We start from the raw sequence: 21,976 nt of genomic DNA, 5'->3' as shown, positions 1-21,976 counted from the left end.
TCGAATCATTTAATTTGATGACCTGATAAAGAAAACTTGCCGATGGGTAAGACTAGGCGAAATATTAACATCATCATAGAACAATTTCTTGTGTTTAGGTAATGGGCAGCGCGCATTAAAAGGAGCGAAAGGATTCATGACATTGACCTTATTATTTGGATTGGCTATATCTTTTCTAGTGACACTTGTTTTTGCACCTTTTTTCATTCCGCTTTTAAGGAGATTTCATTTCGGGCAGTATATCCGAGAAGAAGGGCCGAAGAGCCATCAAAAGAAAAGCGGGACACCGACAATGGGCGGCGTCATTTTTTTAATCGGATTACTCGCAGGTATTCTTGTAATGGGTTTAAAGTACCATGTTAACTCACAAGATACTTACATGTTGCTGTTTGTAACATTGGGGTTCGGCCTTGTGGGGCTGCTTGATGATTTTATTAAAATCTCAATGAAACGCAACATGGGCCTGACATCGAAGCAGAAAATGGCGGCGCAAATTGTCATCTCGCTTATTTTTTGGTTCATTGTTACGCGATATGACTACTCAACTTATTTGTCCTTCCCAGGGACCAACTATATGATCAATCTGCACTGGTTTTATCCGGTTTTTGTTATCTTTCTATTAATAGGTGTCCCTAACGCAACAAACTTAACTGACGGTATGGACGGACTCCTTTCCGGACTGTCCGTTATAGCCTTTGGTGCTTATGCGGTGATCGCTTGGTTTGCAATGAACCTAGGTGTGGCTGTATTTGCGACAGTTATGCTTGGTGCACTTCTAGGCTTCTTGATCTTTAATGCACATCCGGCACGCGTGTTCATGGGTGATACTGGCTCGCTTGCGATCGGCGGTGCACTTGCAGGCATGGCCATTTTAACAAATACGGAGATTTTGCTTGCCATTATTGGCGGTGTCTTTGCTATTGAAACATTATCTGTCATTATTCAAGTAATTGCCTTTAAGACGACGGGACACAGAGTATTTAAAATGAGTCCGATTCATCATCACTTTGAACTGTCAGGTTGGTCGGAGTGGAAAGTCGTAACCGTATTTTGGGTCGTTGGGCTCATGCTCGCTGTAATTGGTATCTATCTGAAGGTGGGGGTTGTCAGTTGAAAACATCGAATGAATTTACGAACAAAAAAATTCTTGTCTTAGGTTTGGGCAAGAGCGGTTATGCAGCTGCAAAACTGACCAAAAGCATGGGCGCTGATATTACGGTTAATGACCGCAGTGATTTAAGTGCAAACGATCATGCACGCGACTTGAAATCTGCTGGAATCCACGTTGTTGGAGGCGGACATCCTCTCGAACTTCTTGACGGCATTGACTTAATGATCAAAAACCCAGGCATTCCCTATACAAATCCTATGGTTCAAAGAGCCATTGAACTGAATATACCCATTGTGACTGAAGTGGAAATTGCAGGACTATTATCCGATGCACAGTTTATTGGAATAACAGGTTCAAACGGGAAAACGACAACGACGATGCTGATCGGTGAGATGATGAAGGGGTCGAAATATGAACCCATTGTCGCCGGAAACATCGGTACGGCACTGACTTCAGTTGTTCAAAAAGCAACCGAAGAAGACGTGATTGTAGCGGAACTTTCAAGTTTTCAACTTTTAGGAACAAGAAAGTTTCACCCACATACAGCTGTTGTCCTGAACATATTTGATCATCATTTGGATTATCATGGAACGGTTAAAAATTATGCTGAAGCAAAGGCGCGTATTACTACCAATCAGACTGCGGAGGATGCGCTCGTTTATAATGCCGACAGTGAGCGCGTCGTCGCTTATATCGCTGAAAAATCAAAGGCACGAAAAGTTCCTTTTTCATTGAAAACAAAGGTGGAAGATGGGGCTTATGTCTCTGAATCAGTTATTTATTTTAAAAATGAGCCAATCATGAAGGTGGATGAAATGGGTCTGCCGGGCGAGCACAATTTAATGAATGCACTTGCGGCAGTGGCTGTTGCCGGTGTATATGGGGTTCCGAAGCAGCATATGGCTGACGTGCTGCGTTCTTTTAAAGGCGCTCGTCATCGTCTGGAATATGTGGATGTCGTGCAGGGGCGAACCGTCTACAACGATTCTAAAGCAACGAATATTATTGCAACAACCAAGGCACTGCATGCTTTTCCAGGGAAAGAAATTGTTCTTCTTGCAGGCGGACTCGATCGCGGGAACACATTTGATGCGCTGATTCCTGAATTAAAGAAGGCACCGATTAAAGCAGTGCTTCTTTTCGGTCAAACGCAGAAGAAATTGCTTGATGCTTGTGAAAAAGCGTCAATTCCCGTGATCAGGGAAGTTGAGAATGTCGAGGCTGCTGTTCCGGAAGCCTTTGCTTTATCCAAACCAGGCGATGTTATTTTGCTTTCTCCAGCATGTGCAAGCTGGGATCAATATAAATCTTTTGAGCAGCGCGGTGACATTTTTATCGCAGAAGTGAATAAGTTTAGATAAGGGGACAGGCCGGTGATGATGAGCTTCGGCAATCCGTGTCCCTGATCTGAACGGAGTGATGCTCATGCGCAAGTATCGTCAATCACCTGATCTCGTGCTGCTGATCATAACTTTTGCTTTGCTCACTATAGGGTTGATGATGGTTTATAGTGCAAGTGCTGTAAAGGCGGCTAACGAATTCGGCGATTCACTGTATTTTTTGAAACGGCAGTTGCTATTTGCTTCGATCGGGGCAGCCTTGATGTTTGCTGTCATGCAGATTGATTATCACTTTTGGAGAGCATGGGCGAAAATAGGCTTGATTGGCTGCTATTTTCTGCTTGTGATTGTTTTAATTCCGGGTGTAGGTCTCGTTCGCGGCGGGGCGAGCAGCTGGCTCGGCGTCGGTGCATTTTCAATACAGCCGTCAGAATTTACCAAGGTCGCACTGATTTTATTTCTTTCGAACTATCTTTCGGAGCATCAGTCACGTCTGCCGAACTTTCGCAAGGGACTCATTCCGGCACTCATGCCGGTAATCTTAGCGTTTGGGCTGATTATGCTACAACCTGATCTTGGAACTGGGATGGTGCTGGTGCTTACCTGCGTGCTCATGATCTTTGTTGCAGGGGCGCGCATCAAGCATTTTGTTCTTATGGGCTCAGTAGGTATACTTGGTTTGGCAGGTTTAATCCTTTCTGCTCCGTATCGCTTGAAACGCTTGTCAGCATTTTTTAATCCGTGGCAAGATCCTAAGAATGGCGGCTTTCAAATCACGCAGTCCTTGCTTGCGATTGGACCAGGCGGTCTGCTTGGATTCGGATTGGGACAAAGCAGGCAAAAATATCAATATCTTCCGGAGCCGCAGACCGATTTTATTTTTTCTATTGTTTGCGAAGAACTTGGGTTTATTGGAGCAGCTTTTGTACTTCTGCTCTTTTGTCTCTTGCTCTGGCGCGGCATTTTGATCGCCATAAAGGCACCGGATCTTTTCGGAACGCTGCTCGCTGTAGGAATTACCGGCATGATTGCAATTCAAATTATGATTAACATCGCGGTTGTAACCGGGCTGATTCCTGTAACAGGGATTACCTTACCGTTCCTCAGTTACGGTGGGTCATCACTGACGCTAATGCTTGTGTCGATCGGTATTTTGTTAAATGTCAGCAGCCACATAAACTGACTGTCTACACACATCAATGGTCTAATCGCAACCCTGTTTTTCAGTAAACAGGGTTTGCTGTTTTTTTCAAAAGAAAATACAATAGAAGGTGCCGGATAAGTGAGAAATTAAATGCCCGCAGGATACCGGTTGTATTTTCAGTTCAAGGTATGCGGAGGAGAGAATGCTATGGACAAGAAGAAGGTTGTCGCGCTTGAGGATCGACTGCCCCAATTAAAGAAGGAACGAAAACGGAAAGCGAATCGGCGTTTTGCTTTTTACGCTTCTCTATTTTTTTTCTTGATACTTATTGTCGTTTATTTTCAATCTCCTCTAAGCCGAGTACACTCAATTGCTGTTGAAGGCGAGCAAATAGTGAGCAGCGATAAAGTCATAAAAGCGAGCGGCATCACGAATAAAACACATATATGGGATATCCGTAAGAAGGCTGTTGCTCAAAGCATTGAAAAATTACCAACAGTAAGAACAGCTGTGATCGAGAAGAAATTTCCAAATCAAGTTAAGATCATAGTTACCGAGTACACGCGCAAGGCCTATTTGCAAAAGGACGGCAGCTTTTATCCCATTCTTCAAAATGGCGCGATGCTGAGTAAACTTCAAAGCGGTAAACTGCCTGTCGATGCACCTGTTCTGTTTGGATTTTCAAAATCTGGTCCCCTTAAAAAAGTCGCTGAAGGGCTTTCTAAGGTTTCCAAACAGATGGCACATAATATTTCTGATATTCATTACATAGGAAAATCAGGAAGCGGAGACGATCTTGTTTTATATATGAATGACGGAAACAAAGTCATCGCCAGCACACAAACCTTTGCGCAGAACATTAAATTATATCCTGAGATCGCTGCTAATTTGCCAAAAGGGAAGCTCGGAACCATCCATTTAAGTGTTGGTACCTACTTTATTCCAGATGATTCAGATCAGGGTACGACTCAGGATGCAAACAAAAAATAAAAGCATGAAAAATCTCCTCAGTCATTTCGCAAAACAAGCAAATTAATCTTTTCTAGTACTTCAAGTTGGTGTAGACTATTAAATAGTTAAGTATTTAATAGTATTAACTTTTTTCGGCTCTTTCAAATGAATAGGTCTATATATCTATTCACTTTGTCTGAATAAATGCCGATATATTTGTGAAATACGATCAATTTAAATACGCTTTGAAATTTTAAAAGGGAATTGCTCCATTTTGTAGAATACAAACAGTACTAAGGTTTGACTCTATTTAACCGGAACAGAAAAAAGTATTGGGTTGAAAATAATGTCTCCAAAAATGAATTGCAGATATTCGTATGTTACTTGCTCGATCCAATCATCCCTGAATAGAGAAATCATCAAAGATATTCAAGAAAAAGGGGGTGCCACAGAATGAACAGTGAGGATGTTTTTGTCAGTCTGGATATCGGCACGTCCAGTATAAAGACCGTGATCGGCGAGATGGCAGGGGAACGTTTAAATGTTATTGGTGTTGGTGAAGCGTCTTCGTACGGGATAAAAAAAGGGGCGATCGTCGACATTGATGCGACGGTCCGCTCGATTGGCAATGCTGTTGAACAGGCTGAACGTATGGTTGGTATCGGCATTAAAAGTGTGATTGTCGGCATTTCCGGAAATCATATCCAGCTCAGAAGCTGTCATGGTGTTGTTGCAGTTTCCGGCGAATCTCATGAGATAGGGAATGAGGATATCGCAAGAGTAATCGATGCTGCCCAAGTGATGTCAATACCTCCGGAGCGAGAGATTATTGATGTTATCCCTGAGCAGTTCATTGTTGACGGCGTTGATGAAATTCATGATCCGAGAGGAATGATCGGTGTTCGTCTCGAAATGGAAGGAACACTGATCACAGGCTCAAAGACTTTGCTTCATAATCTTCTTCGATGTGTCGAACGTGCGGGATTAACTATTTCGGATGTTTGCCTCCAACCGCTCGCATTGGGCTCTGTCGCGTTGTCGAATGACGAGAAAAATTTAGGTGTCGCGCTTATTGATATCGGTGGCGGCTCCACAAGTGTGGCAGTATTTGACCAAGGCACATTGGTTTCGACTTTTGAACTTCCTATCGGCGGAAATCATATTACAAAGGATATATCCATTATCCAAAAAATCCCTATGGATGAAGCAGAAAATGCAAAAATAAAGCATGGCGTAGCTTATTTAGGTGCGGCTTCTGATGAAGATACGTTTACCGTATCGCAAATTGGAAGCGACAAAAAGCAATCACTGAATCAAGAAGATTTGGCTGAAATTATTCAAGCGCGTATGGAAGAACTATTTGAAATTATACGCGAGGAACTGCGGCGCATCGGTATTTACGATCTTCCCGGTGGCTATGTGTTTACCGGCGGAGTCACTGCGATGCCTGGTGTAGCAGATTTAGCAGCACATCATTTAAATTCCAGTGTGCGTATTGCCTCGCCTGATTACATTGGCGTGCGCGAGCCTAAATATACAGCTTGCATCGGTTTGATCCAATTTGCCTACCACAACGTCAAAATACAGGGGAAAGAGATTGCAGCTGCTATTGCCCCTGAGCATGAGCGTTATGAAGCTGTACAGAAACAGCACAAACAGAAAAAATCAAAACAGACCCCAAAAGAGCATGAAGGCGTCACGACCAAGGTAAAAAATTGGTTTAATCTGTTCTTTGATTGATCGGGCAGCGGAATGATTAAATGGGAGGAAATGAACAATGTATGATCACGATACGGAGATGGAACATCTAGCCAAAATAAAAGTCATTGGGGTTGGCGGCGGTGGAAATAACGCAGTTAACCGAATGATTGAAAGCGGGATTCAAGGCGTTGAATTCATTTGCGCGAATACGGATGCCCAAGCACTTAAACTTTCTAAGGCAGACGTTAAGCTTCAGCTTGGAGAAAAGCTGACGCGAGGACTAGGGGCAGGTGCTAATCCTGAAGTTGGCAAAAAAGCGGCTGAGGAAAGCCATGATCAAGTGGAAGAAGTGCTGCAGGGAGCGGATATGGTTTTTGTAACTGCTGGCATGGGTGGCGGTACAGGTACCGGTGCTGCACCTGTCATTGCTGAAGTTGCAAAAGAAGTCGGGGCACTCACTGTTGGTGTTGTTACCCGTCCGTTCACATTTGAAGGCAGAAAGCGTGCAAAGCAGGCCCAGAGCGGTATCGGCAATCTAAAGGAAAAAGTTGATACACTGATTGTGATCCCTAATGATCGGCTTCTGGAAATTGTAGACAAGAACACACCGATGCTTGATGCCTTTAGAGAAGCAGATAATGTACTTCGTCAGGGTGTTCAAGGCATCTCGGATCTTATTTCGGTTCCAGGTCTGATTAACCTTGATTTTGCCGATGTAAAGACAATTATGACTGAAGGCGGTTCGGCATTGATGGCAATCGGCGTTGCTTCAGGCGAGAATCGAGCTGCCGAAGCAGCAAAAAAGGCAATTTCCAGTCCACTGCTTGAAAAATCAATTGATGGGGCCAAAGGTGTGCTGATGAACATAACCGGAGGCACGAATTTAAGCCTTTATGAAGTCAATGAAGCGGCGGATATTGTTGCAACGGCTGCAGACGAAGAAGTGAACATGATTTTTGGTTCAGTTATTCGCGAAGAACTTGATGATGAGATTGTCGTTACAGTAATCGCCACCGGCTTTGAGGAACGCGAAAAGTCCGGAGAAGCTCAACAACAGACTGAAGGAGATCTTTTCCTTCGCAGAAGGCAAAGTACGGAAGGTTTGAACCAAACGAAACTTCGTGAGCACCATCGGGATGAAACGGCAAGCCCGGTTCAGCAACCGGTACATCGCTCACGCAGTATCGTTGACGATGAAGAGACGCTTGACATCCCGACCTTTCTGCGTAATCGCCGCAGAAAAAATGAGTAACACTGGAATTTGATCGTTGTTTCCGGTTTATTTTCTCCCAAATGATAGAAAACAAACTCGCTGTTCAGGATTGATGTCCTGACTGCGAGTTTTTTTGTGTAAGTTATAAGAATGATGTATCCACTTTTATATTCCTCAAAATAATTTTTATATTCGTTTCATAGGCGTTTCTTGTGATAATTTTTTTTTCGGTAAATCGTTCATCTTGTTCAAAAATTAATTGTTCAACGGTGCGACAAAAGCAGCCAAAATAACAGTAAAATTCCACCCACAGTGTGACAGACTTTCCATACTACTGCCCGTATACTAATCCTAAACATGCGAAGAAGGTGGGACGTTGGTCGTCTATCTGGATGCAGTTTGGGCACTTAACTTATTCATTGACGCTTGTTTGCTGAAATTAACCGCACTCATGCTCAAACGGCAGACGAGCAGGCTGCGGCTTTGGTCGGGTGCCATCATTGCCTCGGCCATCGTACTGATACTCTTTACACCTGCTGCCTTCATTGTGGATCAACCGCTTGGGAAACTGTTGTACTCTGCTTTAATCATTCTCGTTGCCTTCGGCTTTCATCGAGTTTCCATTTTTCTTCAGAATCTCGCTGCCTTTTATTTTACGGCTTTTGCGACCGGTGGAGGATTGTTCGCTGTACACTATTTCTTTCAAGACGCTTCATTTTATGCGAGCAACCGCTTTTTAAACACAACGAATTATGGTGATCCGATCAGTTGGATCACTGTATGTATTGGGTTCCCAATTCTATGGCTTTTTTCAAAGAAGCGGATTGATCAGACTGTGGTCAGAAAGTGGAACAGCACAACGCTTGCAGATGTAAGACTACGCTTTTTCGATATCTGTATTGATGCAAAAGCAATGATTGACAGCGGCAATAAATTGGTAGATCCGTTGACTCGCGCTCCAGTGATGTTTGTTGAAAAAAGTGCCTGCGGAGATCGTATTCCAAAAGTTCTTTTTCAAATGGACAGTCGGCAGTTAGTGCCACCGGAATTAAACAGCATACCGGAAGAATGGAGAAATAGGATCGCATGGATTCCATATCGAGCTGTCGACGGATCAAATCAATTGTCGCTAGCTGTACGGCCGGATCAAGTCGTCATTATGTTTGAGGGAAAGAAAATGGAATGCACGAAATCGCTCGTTGCATTTGTTGACCATTCACTAAGCTCATCCGGAGATTTCAACAGTATCTTGCACCCGGACATGCTGCTCCATGGAAAAGTGATTGATACAGCTTCATGACTTTGTACAAAAATAAGGAGGTCACTCAGGATGAAAATCAGTTTTTTAAAACTTTGGCATTGGGTACTAATAAAGCTAGGTGTTAAACCTAATGAAATATACTATATCGGCGGGAGCGACGGGCTGCCTTCTCCATTGTCAAAAGAAGAGGAAGCTGAATTAATGAAAAAACTTCCCTCGGGAGATCCTCAAGTGCGAGCAACCCTTATCGAACGGAATCTCCGACTCGTTGTCTATATTGCACGCAAATTTGACAATACGCGAATTAATATTGAAGATCTCATCAGCATTGGCACAATCGGCCTAATAAAGGCTGTAAATACCTTCAATCCTGAAAAGAAGATTAAGCTCGCCACATATGCTTCGCGTTGTATCGAAAATGAGATACTCATGTATTTGCGCAGAAACAGTCGAACACGTTCCGAGGTGTCGCTTGATGAGCCTTTGAATGTCGACTGGGATGGCAATGAATTGCTTTTATCAGATGTGCTTGGTACAGAAAATGATGTCACAACGAAAAATATGGAACGTAAAGTGGAACGGACTCTGTTAAAAAAGGCGATGTTGATGCTCAACGATCGTGAAAAGGAAATTATGACGCTTCGTTTCGGATTATCTGGAGGAAAAGAGAAAACTCAGAAGGATGTCGCCGACGAATTGGGGATTTCGCAATCATATATTTCGCGGCTTGAGAAACGAATAATCAAACGGTTAAAAAAAGAATTCAGCAAAATGGCTTAGCATCAAGGGTTCTGATTTGTACTTTTTTTACCGTGCATAAAATGGGTTCCTACGGAGATACTTGACCATATAGCAGAGGTTGAATAAGTAGCTGAATATGATATTTGATGTTCGGCAATTTTCGACCAGCTATCGCAAGTTTTCGACAATGGGGGGTCATCTTCTATGGCACGGCACAAAGTGGAAATCTGCGGAGTGGACACATCAAAACTTCCGGTATTGACCAATGTGGAGATGCGAAAGCTTTTCGCTGAGCTTCAATCAGGCAAACATGAGGCTAGAGAAAAGTTGGTAAATGGGAACCTCCGACTTGTCTTAAGTGTCATCCAACGCTTCAATAATCGCGGTGAATCCGTGGACGATTTATTTCAAGTCGGTTGTATCGGATTAATGAAATCCATTGATAATTTTGATCTGGGTCAGAATGTCCGCTTTTCAACATACGCTGTTCCCATGATCATTGGTGAAATTCGTCGCTATCTGAGAGATAACAATCCTATTCGCGTTTCAAGATCACTACGAGATATGGCCTACAAAGCGCTACAGGCAAAAGAGCGTTACATAGCAAAACACTCGACAGAGCCGACAACGGCGGAACTGGCAAAGATGCTTGATCTGCCTGTAGAAGATGTTGTGTTCGCAATGGATGCCATTCAGGATCCAGTATCTTTATTTGAGCCGATCTATAGCGATGGCGGTGATCCAATATTTATTATGGATCAAATCAGTGATGATAAGCATAGAGACAGGGAATGGGTAGATAACATCTCGTTAAAAGAAGCAATGAACAAACTTCATGATCGGGAAAAGCGAATTGTTGCGATGCGCTTTTTTTATGGCAAGACGCAAATGGAGGTTGCTGAAGAAATTGGTATTTCACAGGCGCAAGTATCAAGACTTGAAAAAATGGCAATTAAAGAAATGAACCAAGAAATCGGACCCTAACACTTGCTCAAGCAAGTGTTTTTTTGTTAATTAATAATGAATAAACGACCAAACCCGAAACAACTATTTCCTAGGTAATGAAACTGTCAAAATGACTTCTCAATACCGCTGCTTGCCCATATATTAGGGACAGTAGGGGAGGAATGAGTATGCCTAGAATTTCTGATTTTCAGACAAAAGAAGTTGTTAATGTCGAGAACGGCAAACGATTAGGACATATCGGTGATCTGGATGTGAATTTATCTTCAGGAAAGATTGATAATCTGATCATTCCAGGGGCAGGAAAGATTATGGGCTTTTTTGGGAAAGAGGAAGATATTGTTGTGCCTTGGAGCAACATTGTCAGAATTGGAGCAGATGTGATTCTTGTTCGTTTCTACAATGATCACGATTCGACGATAAAACGCGAGGATTCATGAAGTGAAGAGTTTTTTTGTTGATTATGGTAGAATAAAAAGAAAAGATCTGTCACAGTGACGATGAGAGGAAGAAATGTGGTGAATGAGCCTTTTTCATTTCGAGACGGTCCGTTATTGAATCTGAGAACAGAATCAAGTGAAACCCATGAAATTTATTCAGGGATCACATTGAGGGCAGAGGGGATAAGTCAAGGCGCCTTCTCTTCTATGAATTTAGGTCTTCATGTCGGCGATAATTCTGAAGATGTCATCGTAAATCGAGGACTTGTTGCGAAAAAAATTGGATTTCCACTTGAACAATGGGTTTGCGCCGAGCAGGTACACCGTACGAAAATTGCCAAGGTTACAGGGAAATCTGCAGGAGCAGGGGCATTTTCTATTGATTCAGTTGTTCAAGGTGTGGACGGATTGTTTACGACCGAGCCGAATCTTTTGCTTGCACTTTGCTTTGCTGACTGTGTACCTATCTATTATCGTACGTATCAACCGGATGCAATTGGAATTATGCATGCAGGCTGGAGAGGAACAGTGGCCGGCGGTGCAGCCTGCATGACGGAACGCATGTGCCGTGAACTTGGCTTATCTCCATCCAAGATTCACATTGTCATTGGTCCCTCAATCGGAGTTGAAGATTACGAGGTCGATCAAAACGTGATGAATGGAGTTCAAAAGCTGGATCGCTCTGTGTGGTCAGCTTCTGTAATTGACAAGGGAGAAGGGCACTATCTGCTTAATCTGAAAACACTAAATCGATCAATTCTTGTTGCAAGCGGAGTGCCTGCGGATCAGATTCAAATGAGCAGTTACAATACTTATGCACATCCTAACTTATTTTATTCCTTTCGTCGAGACCAAGGAAAAACAGGGCGAATGATGGGCTATATTGGAATGAAGAAAAAGGAGAACATTTAATCGTGAACGTTGCGGATAATTTTAAACATGTGAAATCGACGATTCATGCCGCTTGTGAGCGTTCCGGACGGAATGCAGAAGACGTTACCGTGATTGCTGTCACTAAATATGTCTCGGCAGAACGAGCTCAGGAGGCAGTGGACAACGGGATCTTCAATCTTGCGGAAAACAGAAAGGAAGGCCTGCTCGAAAAACAGAAATTTATTCATGATGATCGGGTAACTTGGCATTTGATTGGTACCTTGCAGACGCGTAAAGTAAAAGATGTTGTGGGAAAAATCGATTATTTTCACGCTCTGGACCGTCTGAAATTAGCGAATGAATTAAATAAAAGAATAAAAGAAGGAACATTAAATTGTTTTGTCGAAATGAATATCTCTGGTGAGGAGTCTAAGCATGGTATTACTGAAGATCAGCTTGATTCATTTATTGATGCGTTAGCCAACTATGAGCATCTCCGCGTTATTGGTCTTATGACAATGGCGCCGAATACGGAAGATCTTGATGTGATACGTCACGTTTTTCATCGGCTGCGTGTTCTGCGTGACCGGATTCATGATCGCAAGATTGACTACGCTCCTTGCACAGAGCTTTCTATGGGAATGTCGCATGACTATGAGATTGCTGTTGAAGAAGGCGCAACGTTTGTGAGAATCGGAACGTCACTTGTAGGTAATGAATGAAAGGAGAAGGGAATCATGGGTCTTAAAGGCACATTTAAACGATTCTTTGATCTTGAGGAGACAGTGGAACGCTCAGAAAGCCAAATGTCCGCAGCTCATGAATCGGAAGGAAACAAACCGGTTCAAGAACAACAACGCAGAATGGAAAAGAGCGGCAGAATTGTTGCGATCCAAAATGTTCACCAGCAAAGTAAGGTCGTTCTTGTTGAGCCTAAGTGTTTTGAAGAGGTCGAAGAGATTGTCGGCTATCTGAAAAATAAGCAAACGATTATATGCAGCCTCCAAGGGACAAGTAAAGAACATGGTCAAAGAATTCTTGACTTTATGGGAGGAACTGCGTTCGCACTAAATGCTCAAATACGAAAAATCGGAAAAAACACCTTTCTTTTCGCTCCAGAACAAGTGGATATATCAGGTATGATCAGTAATTGGCCAGAAGACTAATTAAAATTTGAGGTGAATGGATTGGTAGTAGCTTATTATCTCTCGCAAGTCATTAATATTTATTCTTGGATATTAATTATATATATTTTAATGTCATGGGTTCCAAGTGTTCAGGACTCATCCATTGGTCGGCTGTTTGCCAATGTTTGCGAACCCTTTTTGTCGCCTTTTCGCAAAATAATTCCACCGATTGGCGGCGTCATCGATCTTTCACCGATTATCGCATTTTTTGTTTTACGACTTGCGACTAGGGGCATTTACTACTTAGCCTACCTTTTTGCATGAGGCGTTCATCATGTCCATATATGAGCATTTTAGACCAGAAGAACGCAGCCTGATTGATCATTTCTTAGATCTGAAAGATCGCGTTGCAGAGCAATATGTGCCTAAACGAACTGATTTTTTAGATCCAAGGCAACAGATTATTTTGAAATCGGTGATTGGAGACCAGGAGGACATTCGTCTTTCTTTTTTCGGCGGCTATGATCATGCGGAGCGCGCTCGGGCTTTAATTCTTCCCCAGTATGCTGAAGAAGAAGACAACCCCTTCCAACTCGCCTATCTGGAAGTTCGCTATCCATCAAAATTCGGCTTAATTACCCATCCTCAATTGCTTGGTTCGGTAATTGGAACGGGCGTTTCGAGGGATAAAATCGGTGACTTGCTTGTCAAAGAAGGGAACGCTCAATTTATTTGTGCAAAAGAGTTGGAGAGCTATTTTATGCTCAATCTTACTTCTGTCGGAAAAATGAGTGTTTCCTGCGAACCGATTAAAAGACAAGCACTTTTACATAGTGTTGATGAATGGCAAAATTTTGATGGAACAGTGTCTTCATGGCGACTTGACACTGTCTTGTCTGAAATTTATCATTTGCCTAGAGCAAAGACTTCGGAACTCATTACTAAAGGACTTGCAAAAGTTAATTGGGAAGTCGTAGAGAAACGCGACTTCGAAATTTGCGAAGGCGATTGTTTGTCACTTCGGGGATTCGGCCGCAGTAAAATATTATCAAGCGGTGGCTTGACAAAAAAGAACAAAATTCGTATACAATATGGTAAACTTAAATAAACGAATTGTTTGTAAAATGACTTGGAGGTGACCAGGATGCCATTGACACCCTTGGATATTCATAATAAATCGTTTTCACGCGGATTTCGCGGATATGATGAAGATGAAGTAAACGATTTTCTTGATCAGATTATCAAGGATTATGAAGCTCTGATTCGTGAAAAAAAGGATCTTGAGCAAAAAATTAAGAATTCGGATGAGAAACTGAGCCACTTCTCCAATATCGAAACGACTTTAAACAAAAGTATCCTTGTAGCTCAGGAAACGGCAGAGGAAGTTAAGCAAAACGCGAATAAAGAGGCTAAGCTGATTGTGATGGAGGCAAAGAAAAACGCAGATCGGATCATTAATGAAGCTCTGGAAAAATCGCGCAAAGTCACTTTGAATATTGAAGAATTGAAAAAAGAAGCGAATGTATATCGGACTCGTTTCCAAATGCTGATTGAGGCACAGCTTGAATTGCTTAAAAGCGACGATTGGAAGAGTATGTCCGCGGGAAATGACGACGATAACGAAGAAAATTCGCAAAAAGACGGAATGATTCAGTCACAAGCTTGACGCAAGGCATTTGATTGCATATACTGTCTTACATAAACATTGTTGAGGTCAAGAATCCTAAGATATCGTGGCAATTATATTATTGGCTATTTCTATGAGAGGGAAAGTACTCATTGCAAGGTCACAAAGCGAGCCGGGAGAAGGTGCGAGCCCAGCGCGGACGGCAATGAAGAAAATCACCCTTGAGTTTGGTTCTGAACGCACGGCACTGCCGCGTTAGTAAGATCCGACGTTGATTCGCGTTAAGATAATCATGAGTGGCAGACTTTGTCTGTTATTAGGGTGGTACCGCGGTCCTTCCGTCCCTTTGGGATGTAAGGGCCTTTTTATATAGGGTGTAAAAAAGAAAAACAGAAAGACGATGGAGGCGTTCTACATGGAATACAAGAAGACACTACTGATGCCGAAAACAAATTTCAAAATGCGCGGCAGTCTTCCGACCAAAGAGCCACAAATGCAGGAACAGTGGGATCACGATCATATTTATGAACAATCTTTAAAGGTGAACGAAGGGAAACCAACATTTATTCTGCACGATGGGCCTCCTTACGCAAACGGCAATATCCACATTGGACATGCTGAAAATAAGGTGTTGAAAGACATTATCACTCGGTTTAAGTCAATGACCGGTTATAAAGCTTATTACGTTCCCGGCTGGGATACGCACGGATTGCCGATCGAACAGCAGCTAGCCAAGAAGGGCATTGACCGCAAAAAGATGTCGGTTGCTGAACTTCGCGAAAAGTGCAAAGAATATGCGCTTGGACAGGTAGAACATCAAAAGAAGCAATTTAAAAGACTGGGTGTTCGCGGAGACTGGGATCATCCATATCTGACCTTGCATAAAGAATATGAAGCAGAACAGATCGAAGTCTTTGGTGAGATGGCAAAGAAGGGCTATATCTATAAAGATAAAAAAACTGTTTATTGGTCTCCTTCCTCTGAATCCGCGCTTGCCGAAGCTGAAATTGAATACAAGGATGTCAAATCTTATTCCATTTATGTTGCTTTTCATGTAACTGATGGAAAAGGTGTTCTGAATCCAGATGAAGAGGTCATTATCTGGACAACAACTCCATGGACGATGCCGGCAAACCTTGCTATTGCTGTCAATCCAAAATTTGAGTACAGTGTCGTTCACGTTGCGGATCATAAATATGTCGTTGCAGCTGACTTAGTTGAATCACTGACAAAGACGTTCGACTGGGAAAATCCTCAAGTGCTGCGCACGGTCAGCGGCAAGGATTTGGAAAATGTCGTTTGCCGCCATCCGTTCTATGATCGTCCTTCATTAATGATTCTCGGCGATCATGTGACCCTGGATGCAGGTACCGGCTGCGTGCATACTGCCCCAGGTTTTGGTGCTGATGACTTTTATGTCGGCAAAAAATATGGATTGGATATTCTTTGTCCTGTTGATGATCGCGGCTGCATGACTGAAGAAGCACCTGGATTTGAAGGTATGTTCTATGAGAAAGCAAATGAGCCTGTCATTGAAAAGTTAAAAGAAGTCGGCGCACTGCTCAAGGTCGGCACGTTCACTCACTCCTACCCACATGATTGGCGAACCAAAAAACCGGTCATCTGGAGAGCGACAAAACAATGGTTTGCATCAATTAAGGCTTTTCGCGACGATATTTTAAAAGCGATTCACGAAGTGCATTGGGTTCCGTCATGGGGCGATGTACGCATGACGAATATGATCAAAGACCGTGAAGACTGGTGTATCTCGCGACAGCGCGCTTGGGGCGTTCCGATCCCTGTATTCTATGGCGAAGACGGCGAACCGATCATCACTGATGAAACCACTCAGCACATTGCCGATCTGTTCCGTGAACATGGATCGAACATTTGGTTTCAATGGGATGCGAAGGAATTGCTGCCGGAAGGATTTACATCGGAACACAGCCCGAACGGCATCTTCAAGAAGGAGACAGACATCATGGATGTTTGGTTCGATTCCGGCTCATCGCACCAAGGTGTCCTGACAACGCGTGAAGGATTGCGTCGTCCTGCAGACATGTATCTTGAAGGATCCGATCAATATCGCGGCTGGTTCAATTCTTCATTGGCTACATCGGTTGCTGTTACCGGTCATGCACCTTACAAGCAAGTGCTCAGCCACGGGTTCACTCTTGATGGCAAAGGACTGAAAATGAGCAAATCCGTAGGAAACGTCATTGATCCAATGAAAGTGATGCAGCAATATGGAGCGGATATTATTCGTCTTTGGGTAGCTTCGGTTGATTATCAAGCCGATGCCAGAGTATCAAATGAGATTCTTGGTCAAGTGGCAGAAGTTTATCGCAAGATCCGCAACACCGTTCGTTTTATGCTTGGCAACCTGAGTGATTTTACCGTCGATAAAGTAGTTCCTACACAAGATATGCCGGAACTTGAGCAATATATGCTTGTAAAACTGAATCACTTTACCGAAACGTGCCTGAAAAATTATGAGGAATATCAATTCTTGAATGTGTACAAAGCTCTTCAGAATTATTGTTCGCTTGATTTGAGTGCATTTTATATGGATATCGCAAAAGACGCGCTCTACGTTCAACCTAAAGATTCGTTAGTTCGCCGTTCAGCACAAACAGTTCTTTATAAGACGGTTGTAGCGCTTACCAAATTACTGTCGCCGATCATTCCGCATACTGCGGAAGAAATCTGGCAACACATTCCTGGTGCGAATGAAGCTTCTCATTATGTACAGCTTACCGAGATGCCGAAGCTGGAGAAAATTGCTGATGCAGAAGCACTCGAACAGAAATGGACATCGCTGGTGGCGGTGCGCGACGATGTGCTCAAATCGCTGGAAAAAGCGCGCGATGCTAAGCTGATCGGAAAATCACTGGAGGCTTCCGTAACGCTTTATGTAAAACCGGAAACAGCGTTCCTAAAAAATGTTACTGACCTTGACAAACTTCTGATCGTCTCACAGGTATCCGTTGTAGAAAATGAAACGATTCCGGAAGCAGCGGATCACTATACGCGGCTTGCTGTTCTTGTGACTGCTGCCGAAGGAGAAAAATGTGAACGCTGCTGGGCAATTTTGCCATCGGTTGGTGAAGACAAAGAACATCCGACTTTATGTAGCCATTGTGCGGAAACCGTTCGCCATGATTATGCCGGCGTAACGCTTGACTGAGTAACACTGCTCGGCTTTTGATGATCGTGTTCATGGTTCATTAAGAAAATCATTCCCAATCCACGTAAATATTACGCGGTCTAAAAATCCTCCTTTATCCCACACTAAGGAATGTGCGCGGATGCAAAGGGGGATTTTTTATAGATGTGGGGTTACAGAAAAATAAGAAAAAGATTGCTCGATCGAAAACAGGAACTGGAACAGAAGTTAAATCATGATATGGAGACTGCTGCCGAACTTGGTTCAGTTTCAGATATTGCTTCCGGAGAGCTGTCTGCTTATGACAACCACCCGGCTGAATCGGCGACGCAGCTTTATGATCGGGAAAAGGACCTGGCATTTCACAAGCTGGAGCAAAAAGAATATGAAGAGATTAATCATGCTTTAGAGAAAATCCACAATGGCACATATGGATACGACGAGAAAACCGGCGAGAAAATACCCCGCGCACGGTTAAACGCTTTACCGACAGCACGTACGGTGGCAAGCCATTCGGATGTTGTTCACAACAGATCAGTGCGTCCTGTTGAAGAATCAGTGATTATGGATTTAGAAAAACAGGGAGCAACTGATTTTGAGAGCGACGGATATAATGAGCAGAACGCCTTTGACATCGTCTCTCAATACAATGATCAGGAAGGCGTCTTTGAAGATGCGCCGTATTGCGATGACGAGGAAGGTATTGGATTTGTCGAAGAACTGGAAGCTTTTGCGGCTACAGATATTAATGGTTTTTCCGGAGACGATGAAATTCAAATTATGAAAAATCATCATTCTGATGATTGGTCGGCAAAGAATGCGGATGAGGATCTGAATCCGACTGAGCGATAATTCAGATTGCAGCAGCAGACCAAAGGGTCTCTGCTGCGTACATATATCTTTTAAACAATCTATGCTAAAATTTAGGGTAAACTAGGAAAAATTTAATTCTGCACGATTGGTGCAGAAAACAACGCGTTTTGGAGGAACTTATTCATGATTTATTACGCACTTGCATTCATTGTTTTACTCATCGACCAGCTTTCAAAATGGCTTGTCGTACATAATATGGCAATTGGTCAAAGCACGCCGATTGTTCCCGGCTTTTTCTACCTGACGTCAATTCGTAATAACGGAGCAGCATGGAGCATTTTGGAAGGACAATTTGTTTTCTTTTTCATTATCACCATTGTTGTCTTGGCTGTCGTTGTGTACTACATGCAGAAATTGGGCAGAAAGCAGCCAATCTTAGGTACATCACTGGGATTGATTATCGGCGGGACGCTTGGAAATTTTATCGATCGGCTGTTTCGCGGTGAAGTCGTCGATTTTATTCACGTCTATATTGTCCGTTATAATTTTCCGGTTTTTAACCTTGCGGATTCCTCGCTTTTTATCGGTGTCGTTCTGCTCATCATTTACTTGTTTCTCGACGGGAAGAAGGAACATTAATGCCTGATATCATGCGGTCAGTTGAAGGAAAGGATGAAGGCAAAAGGATTGACAGTTGGGTGAGCGATGAGATTGCAAACGAATCAAGGAGCAGAATTCAGCAGCTCATCAAGGATGGGCATATAGTGGTCAATGGCAAAGCAGTCAAAACGAGTTATCGGATGAAGACAGATGACCAAGTTTCTGTACACTTGCCGGAACCTGAACCGCTTGATGTTGTGCCTGAAGACATTCCACTTGATATAGTTTATGAGGATTCTTCGGTAATTGTTGTTAACAAACCAAGAGGGATGGTCGTTCATCCGGCACCGGGGCATATGAGCGGCACTTTAGTTAACGCTCTGCTTAGTCACTGTCATGATTTATCAGGTATTAATGGCGTGATGCGTCCCGGAATTGTACACCGCATTGATATGGAGACCTCAGGGCTGTTAATGGTCGCGAAGACGGATGAGGCACACCGGTCGCTCGCTGCACAGTTAAAAGATAAGACAACAAAGCGTATGTATTTAGCAATTGTTCATGGGAGCCTTCCGCATGATGAAGGAACCATTGATGCGCCCATTGGCCGAGCTGATAAAGATCGAAAGAAAATGGCCGTAACAGATAAGAACAGCAAGCATGCAGTGACCCATTTTAAAGTACTTGAGCGATTTGCAAAATACACGTATGTCGCATGCAGACTTGAAACGGGCCGCACACACCAGATTCGTGTCCACATGGCTTACATTGGGCATCCACTTGCCGGCGATCCTAAATATGGGCCACGAAAAACGCTGCCCATTGAAGGACAAGCTCTTCATGCCGCAGAACTTGGTTTCAGCCATCCGGTCACACATGAATTCATGCTTTTTCAAGCACCGCTTCCTGGCGATATGAAGAAACTACTTGAAGATCTTCGAGCAGGCAGATATATGTAAAAAAATATTTTCATTAAACAAAGCAAAATGCTCATTGTGCATTGACAAATCATCTCTCATTTGGCATACTTGCAATAGCTTAAATGAACTGAATGATTTCCTTTTAATTTTAGTCCCGAGAGACTAAGAAGGGTGATGATTGTCAATGACTATTGGCAACACTGCGGTCTCTTGCTCTAAACGGCAAGACTTTTTTTATGCCGTCAGCAAGAAAACATTTAAAAGCAATTTCGCGAATGACCGCACGCAGACGGCGGGTGATGAACTTTTGGAAGAGAAAGAAATATTGGACGAAAAGGCGATCGCACGAGCACTGACTCGACTTGCGCACGAAGTGATTGAACGCAATGAAGGTGTGGATTCGGTAGTTCTTGTCGGAATTAAGACAAGGGGTATTTATTTAGCCAAACGTCTAAGCGAACGCATCAAAAAAATTGAAAAAAAGGAAGTTGCCGTCGGTGAGTTGGACATTACGCTCTATCGCGACGACTTAAAGAAGAAATCAAATGATCCGGAACTGATTGGAAGCATTCTTCCGATGTCGATTGAGTCAAAGACAGTGATCTTGGTCGACGATGTCCTTTACACGGGTCGAACCATACGAGCGGCTATGGATGCTTTGATGGATCTTGGCCGTCCTCAACGCATTCAATTGGCGGTACTGATTGATCGCGGTCATCGTGAATTGCCGATTCGTCCCGATTATATTGGAAAAAATGTTCCTACTTCTAAAGAAGAAGAAATTGCAGTCCAGCTGACCGAAGTGGACAGCAAGGACACAGTAACGATTCGAGCGACAAGTTAATAATTTGAAACAGAACGTTGAACACCTTTTAAAGGCAGTCCAGAGAGACTGATAAAGAGTGATTGAGCGCAATACGGCTTTTTTTGCAAAACCTCTTTGTCAGATTTTTGATGAAGAGGTTTTTTGTATGCCTATAAGGGCTTATTGGATCAGAATTTGTTTGCAAAAAGTTTATGCAGCGCAATTAGGCGCACATTAAAGACTAGAGGGGGATTTTCAGATGGCTAATCTGCTTAGTTTGAATGATCTTTCAACAACGGAGATCAATTCAATTTTGGACCGTGCGCAGCAAATACATGAGATGAATGATGAGGGATGGGCTGCACCGAATCATACTTTGGTTGCCAATCTGTTTTACGAACCAAGCACGCGCACACGCTTCAGTTTTGAAACAGCTGAAAAGAGGCTGGGCTATCAGGTCCTTAATTTCAGCAGCAATACATCAAGCGCACTAAAAGGTGAAACCCTTTATGATACGGTACGCACGATGGAATCGCTTGGAGCAAAAGCAGTCGTTATTCGCCACCAGGAGCTGGGCTACTATAAGGCGCTTGGTAACATTGATCTCTCGATTCTTAATGCAGGAGACGGGGCAGGAGACCATCCCACACAAGCCTTGCTGGATCTTTTAACTCTGCGACAGGAATTTATGATGCTGCGAGGTTTAACCGTTGCGATCATCGGCGACTTGCGCTACAGCAGAGTTGCAAAATCGGATGCAGAAGTATTGAATCGAATGGGATGCCGAGTGCTGCTCTCCGGACCGGCTGAATGGCAGAATGAATTACTTCCGGGCACGTATGTGACAGTCGATGAAGCGATTGAAGAGGCGGATGCCGTAATCATGCTTCGCATTCAGCATGAACGTCATGAACAAGCCATGAAAATGACAAGAGAAGACTACCATGAACGATACGGACTGACTATGGAACGCACTCTGAGAATGAAACAGGGAAGCATTATCATGCACCCCGGTCCAATTAATCGCGGCGTGGAATTGGACGATGAACTGGTTGAGAGTGAACGTTCCCGGTACTTCAAACAAATCAAAAACGGTGTCTTTGCACGGATGGCTGCATTGGAATGGGCAATCAGTACTGAAGCTAAGGTGCTTGTTGAACCAGTTGCTGAAAAAATGTGA

Annotated in this window: 22 protein-coding genes and 1 other annotated feature; all 22 genes read left to right on the top strand. The window is 43.3% G+C overall.

Translation table 11 applies throughout. The annotated features are described in order from the left end of the window. The first annotated feature begins 136 nt into the window (after window positions 1-136). On the top strand, window positions 137-1,114 hold the full coding sequence (gene mraY, locus AC1MBV_RS02555; protein WP_480947473.1) for a phospho-N-acetylmuramoyl-pentapeptide-transferase: 978 nt from the start codon (window positions 137-139) through the stop codon (window positions 1,112-1,114). Continuing rightward, window positions 1,111-2,472, top strand: a complete 1,362-nt coding sequence (gene murD, locus AC1MBV_RS02550; RefSeq protein ID WP_255746145.1) for a UDP-N-acetylmuramoyl-L-alanine--D-glutamate ligase — start codon at window positions 1,111-1,113, stop codon at window positions 2,470-2,472. Before mraY ends, murD begins: the two co-directional genes overlap by 4 nt. 64 nt (window positions 2,473-2,536) lie before the next feature. Further along, window positions 2,537-3,634, top strand: coding sequence for a stage V sporulation protein E (gene spoVE / locus AC1MBV_RS02545; protein ID WP_255746146.1), 1,098 nt, complete (start codon window positions 2,537-2,539; stop codon window positions 3,632-3,634). Between the two features lie 168 nt (window positions 3,635-3,802). Beyond that, on the top strand, window positions 3,803-4,585 hold the full coding sequence (locus AC1MBV_RS02540) for a cell division protein FtsQ/DivIB (RefSeq protein ID WP_255746147.1): 783 nt from the start codon (window positions 3,803-3,805) through the stop codon (window positions 4,583-4,585). Between the two features lie 414 nt (window positions 4,586-4,999). Beyond that, window positions 5,000-6,286: a cell division protein FtsA gene (ftsA, locus tag AC1MBV_RS02535; protein WP_255746148.1), complete on the top strand. Its 1,287-nt coding sequence runs from the start codon at window positions 5,000-5,002 to the stop codon at window positions 6,284-6,286. 37 nt (window positions 6,287-6,323) lie between these two features. After that, window positions 6,324-7,499 (top strand): cell division protein FtsZ, encoded by a 1,176-nt coding sequence (ftsZ, locus tag AC1MBV_RS02530; protein ID WP_255746149.1) that lies wholly within the window; start codon window positions 6,324-6,326, stop codon window positions 7,497-7,499. A gap of 337 nt (window positions 7,500-7,836) precedes the next feature. After that, window positions 7,837-8,760, top strand: coding sequence for a sigma-E processing peptidase SpoIIGA (spoIIGA, locus tag AC1MBV_RS02525; protein ID WP_480947472.1), 924 nt, complete (start codon window positions 7,837-7,839; stop codon window positions 8,758-8,760). A gap of 30 nt (window positions 8,761-8,790) precedes the next feature. Then, complete coding sequence (gene sigE / locus AC1MBV_RS02520) at window positions 8,791-9,501, top strand: RNA polymerase sporulation sigma factor SigE (protein ID WP_255746151.1); 711 nt, start codon at window positions 8,791-8,793, stop codon at window positions 9,499-9,501. Window positions 9,502-9,666: 165 nt separating this feature from the next. After that, window positions 9,667-10,446: an RNA polymerase sporulation sigma factor SigG gene (gene sigG / locus AC1MBV_RS02515; protein ID WP_255746152.1), complete on the top strand. Its 780-nt coding sequence runs from the start codon at window positions 9,667-9,669 to the stop codon at window positions 10,444-10,446. A gap of 149 nt (window positions 10,447-10,595) precedes the next feature. Continuing rightward, entirely contained in the window at window positions 10,596-10,865 is a 270-nt protein-coding gene (locus AC1MBV_RS02510) for a YlmC/YmxH family sporulation protein (RefSeq protein WP_255746153.1), read from the top strand. Between the two features lie 78 nt (window positions 10,866-10,943). Next, the gene (pgeF, locus tag AC1MBV_RS02505) at window positions 10,944-11,777 is read left to right on the top strand and encodes a peptidoglycan editing factor PgeF (RefSeq protein ID WP_255746154.1); all 834 of its coding nucleotides are present in this window, start codon (window positions 10,944-10,946) and stop codon (window positions 11,775-11,777) included. A 2-nt stretch (window positions 11,778-11,779) separates the two neighbouring features. Then, on the top strand, window positions 11,780-12,460 hold the full coding sequence (locus tag AC1MBV_RS02500) for a YggS family pyridoxal phosphate-dependent enzyme (RefSeq protein ID WP_255746156.1): 681 nt from the start codon (window positions 11,780-11,782) through the stop codon (window positions 12,458-12,460). Between the two features lie 15 nt (window positions 12,461-12,475). Then, complete coding sequence (locus AC1MBV_RS02495; protein ID WP_480947471.1) at window positions 12,476-12,904, top strand: cell division protein SepF; 429 nt, start codon at window positions 12,476-12,478, stop codon at window positions 12,902-12,904. 21 nt (window positions 12,905-12,925) lie between these two features. Beyond that, a complete protein-coding gene (locus AC1MBV_RS02490) occupies window positions 12,926-13,189 on the top strand; it encodes a YggT family protein (protein ID WP_304654742.1) in 264 nt (87 codons plus the stop codon). A 10-nt stretch (window positions 13,190-13,199) separates the two neighbouring features. Continuing rightward, window positions 13,200-13,973 (top strand): YlmH family RNA-binding protein, encoded by a 774-nt coding sequence (locus AC1MBV_RS02485; protein WP_255746161.1) that lies wholly within the window; start codon window positions 13,200-13,202, stop codon window positions 13,971-13,973. Window positions 13,974-14,009: 36 nt separating this feature from the next. Beyond that, window positions 14,010-14,531: a DivIVA domain-containing protein gene (locus tag AC1MBV_RS02480; RefSeq protein ID WP_255746162.1), complete on the top strand. Its 522-nt coding sequence runs from the start codon at window positions 14,010-14,012 to the stop codon at window positions 14,529-14,531. An 85-nt stretch (window positions 14,532-14,616) separates the two neighbouring features. Then, window positions 14,617-14,841 (top strand) — a binding site (T-box leader). Window positions 14,842-14,907: 66 nt separating this feature from the next. Further along, window positions 14,908-17,679 (top strand): isoleucine--tRNA ligase, encoded by a 2,772-nt coding sequence (gene ileS, locus AC1MBV_RS02475; RefSeq protein ID WP_480947470.1) that lies wholly within the window; start codon window positions 14,908-14,910, stop codon window positions 17,677-17,679. A gap of 144 nt (window positions 17,680-17,823) precedes the next feature. Next, window positions 17,824-18,510, top strand: coding sequence for a TraR/DksA C4-type zinc finger protein (locus tag AC1MBV_RS02470; protein ID WP_480947469.1), 687 nt, complete (start codon window positions 17,824-17,826; stop codon window positions 18,508-18,510). A gap of 144 nt (window positions 18,511-18,654) precedes the next feature. Continuing rightward, window positions 18,655-19,110, top strand: coding sequence for a signal peptidase II (gene lspA, locus AC1MBV_RS02465; RefSeq protein ID WP_255746168.1), 456 nt, complete (start codon window positions 18,655-18,657; stop codon window positions 19,108-19,110). Next, complete coding sequence (locus AC1MBV_RS02460) at window positions 19,110-20,030, top strand: RluA family pseudouridine synthase (RefSeq protein ID WP_255746170.1); 921 nt, start codon at window positions 19,110-19,112, stop codon at window positions 20,028-20,030. The genes lspA and AC1MBV_RS02460 overlap by 1 nt, the downstream gene beginning before the upstream one ends. A gap of 268 nt (window positions 20,031-20,298) precedes the next feature. Beyond that, window positions 20,299-20,835 (top strand): bifunctional pyr operon transcriptional regulator/uracil phosphoribosyltransferase PyrR, encoded by a 537-nt coding sequence (gene pyrR / locus AC1MBV_RS02455; RefSeq protein ID WP_255746620.1) that lies wholly within the window; start codon window positions 20,299-20,301, stop codon window positions 20,833-20,835. Window positions 20,836-21,055: 220 nt separating this feature from the next. Beyond that, window positions 21,056-21,976, top strand: coding sequence for an aspartate carbamoyltransferase catalytic subunit (locus tag AC1MBV_RS02450; RefSeq protein WP_255746172.1), 921 nt, complete (start codon window positions 21,056-21,058; stop codon window positions 21,974-21,976).

The organism is Sporolactobacillus sp. PKPK-6, assembly GCF_056678885.1.
Note: the sequence above shows the minus strand (reverse complement) of the source record. Positions and strands in the feature narration are given on the sequence as shown.

Excerpts from the sequence above, each read along its gene's own strand:
- AC1MBV_RS02480 (WP_255746162.1), top strand. The coding sequence starts at position 14,010 with ATGCCATTGACACCCTTGGATATTCATAATAAATCGTTTTCACGCGGA.
- mraY (WP_480947473.1), top strand. The coding sequence starts at position 137 with ATGACATTGACCTTATTATTTGGATTGGCTATATCTTTTCTAGTGACA.
- sigE (WP_255746151.1), top strand. The coding sequence starts at position 8,791 with ATGAAAATCAGTTTTTTAAAACTTTGGCATTGGGTACTAATAAAGCTA.
- AC1MBV_RS02540 (WP_255746147.1), top strand. The coding sequence starts at position 3,803 with ATGGACAAGAAGAAGGTTGTCGCGCTTGAGGATCGACTGCCCCAATTA.
- sigG (WP_255746152.1), top strand. The coding sequence starts at position 9,667 with ATGGCACGGCACAAAGTGGAAATCTGCGGAGTGGACACATCAAAACTT.
- AC1MBV_RS02485 (WP_255746161.1), top strand. The coding sequence starts at position 13,200 with ATGTCCATATATGAGCATTTTAGACCAGAAGAACGCAGCCTGATTGAT.
- ftsA (WP_255746148.1), top strand. The coding sequence starts at position 5,000 with ATGAACAGTGAGGATGTTTTTGTCAGTCTGGATATCGGCACGTCCAGT.
- AC1MBV_RS02495 (WP_480947471.1), top strand. The coding sequence starts at position 12,476 with ATGGGTCTTAAAGGCACATTTAAACGATTCTTTGATCTTGAGGAGACA.
- ftsZ (WP_255746149.1), top strand. The coding sequence starts at position 6,324 with ATGTATGATCACGATACGGAGATGGAACATCTAGCCAAAATAAAAGTC.
- AC1MBV_RS02450 (WP_255746172.1), top strand. The coding sequence starts at position 21,056 with ATGGCTAATCTGCTTAGTTTGAATGATCTTTCAACAACGGAGATCAAT.
- AC1MBV_RS02460 (WP_255746170.1), top strand. The coding sequence starts at position 19,110 with ATGCCTGATATCATGCGGTCAGTTGAAGGAAAGGATGAAGGCAAAAGG.
- AC1MBV_RS02510 (WP_255746153.1), top strand. The coding sequence starts at position 10,596 with ATGCCTAGAATTTCTGATTTTCAGACAAAAGAAGTTGTTAATGTCGAG.
- lspA (WP_255746168.1), top strand. The coding sequence starts at position 18,655 with ATGATTTATTACGCACTTGCATTCATTGTTTTACTCATCGACCAGCTT.
- ileS (WP_480947470.1), top strand. The coding sequence starts at position 14,908 with ATGGAATACAAGAAGACACTACTGATGCCGAAAACAAATTTCAAAATG.
- AC1MBV_RS02470 (WP_480947469.1), top strand. The coding sequence starts at position 17,824 with ATGTGGGGTTACAGAAAAATAAGAAAAAGATTGCTCGATCGAAAACAG.
- spoVE (WP_255746146.1), top strand. The coding sequence starts at position 2,537 with ATGCGCAAGTATCGTCAATCACCTGATCTCGTGCTGCTGATCATAACT.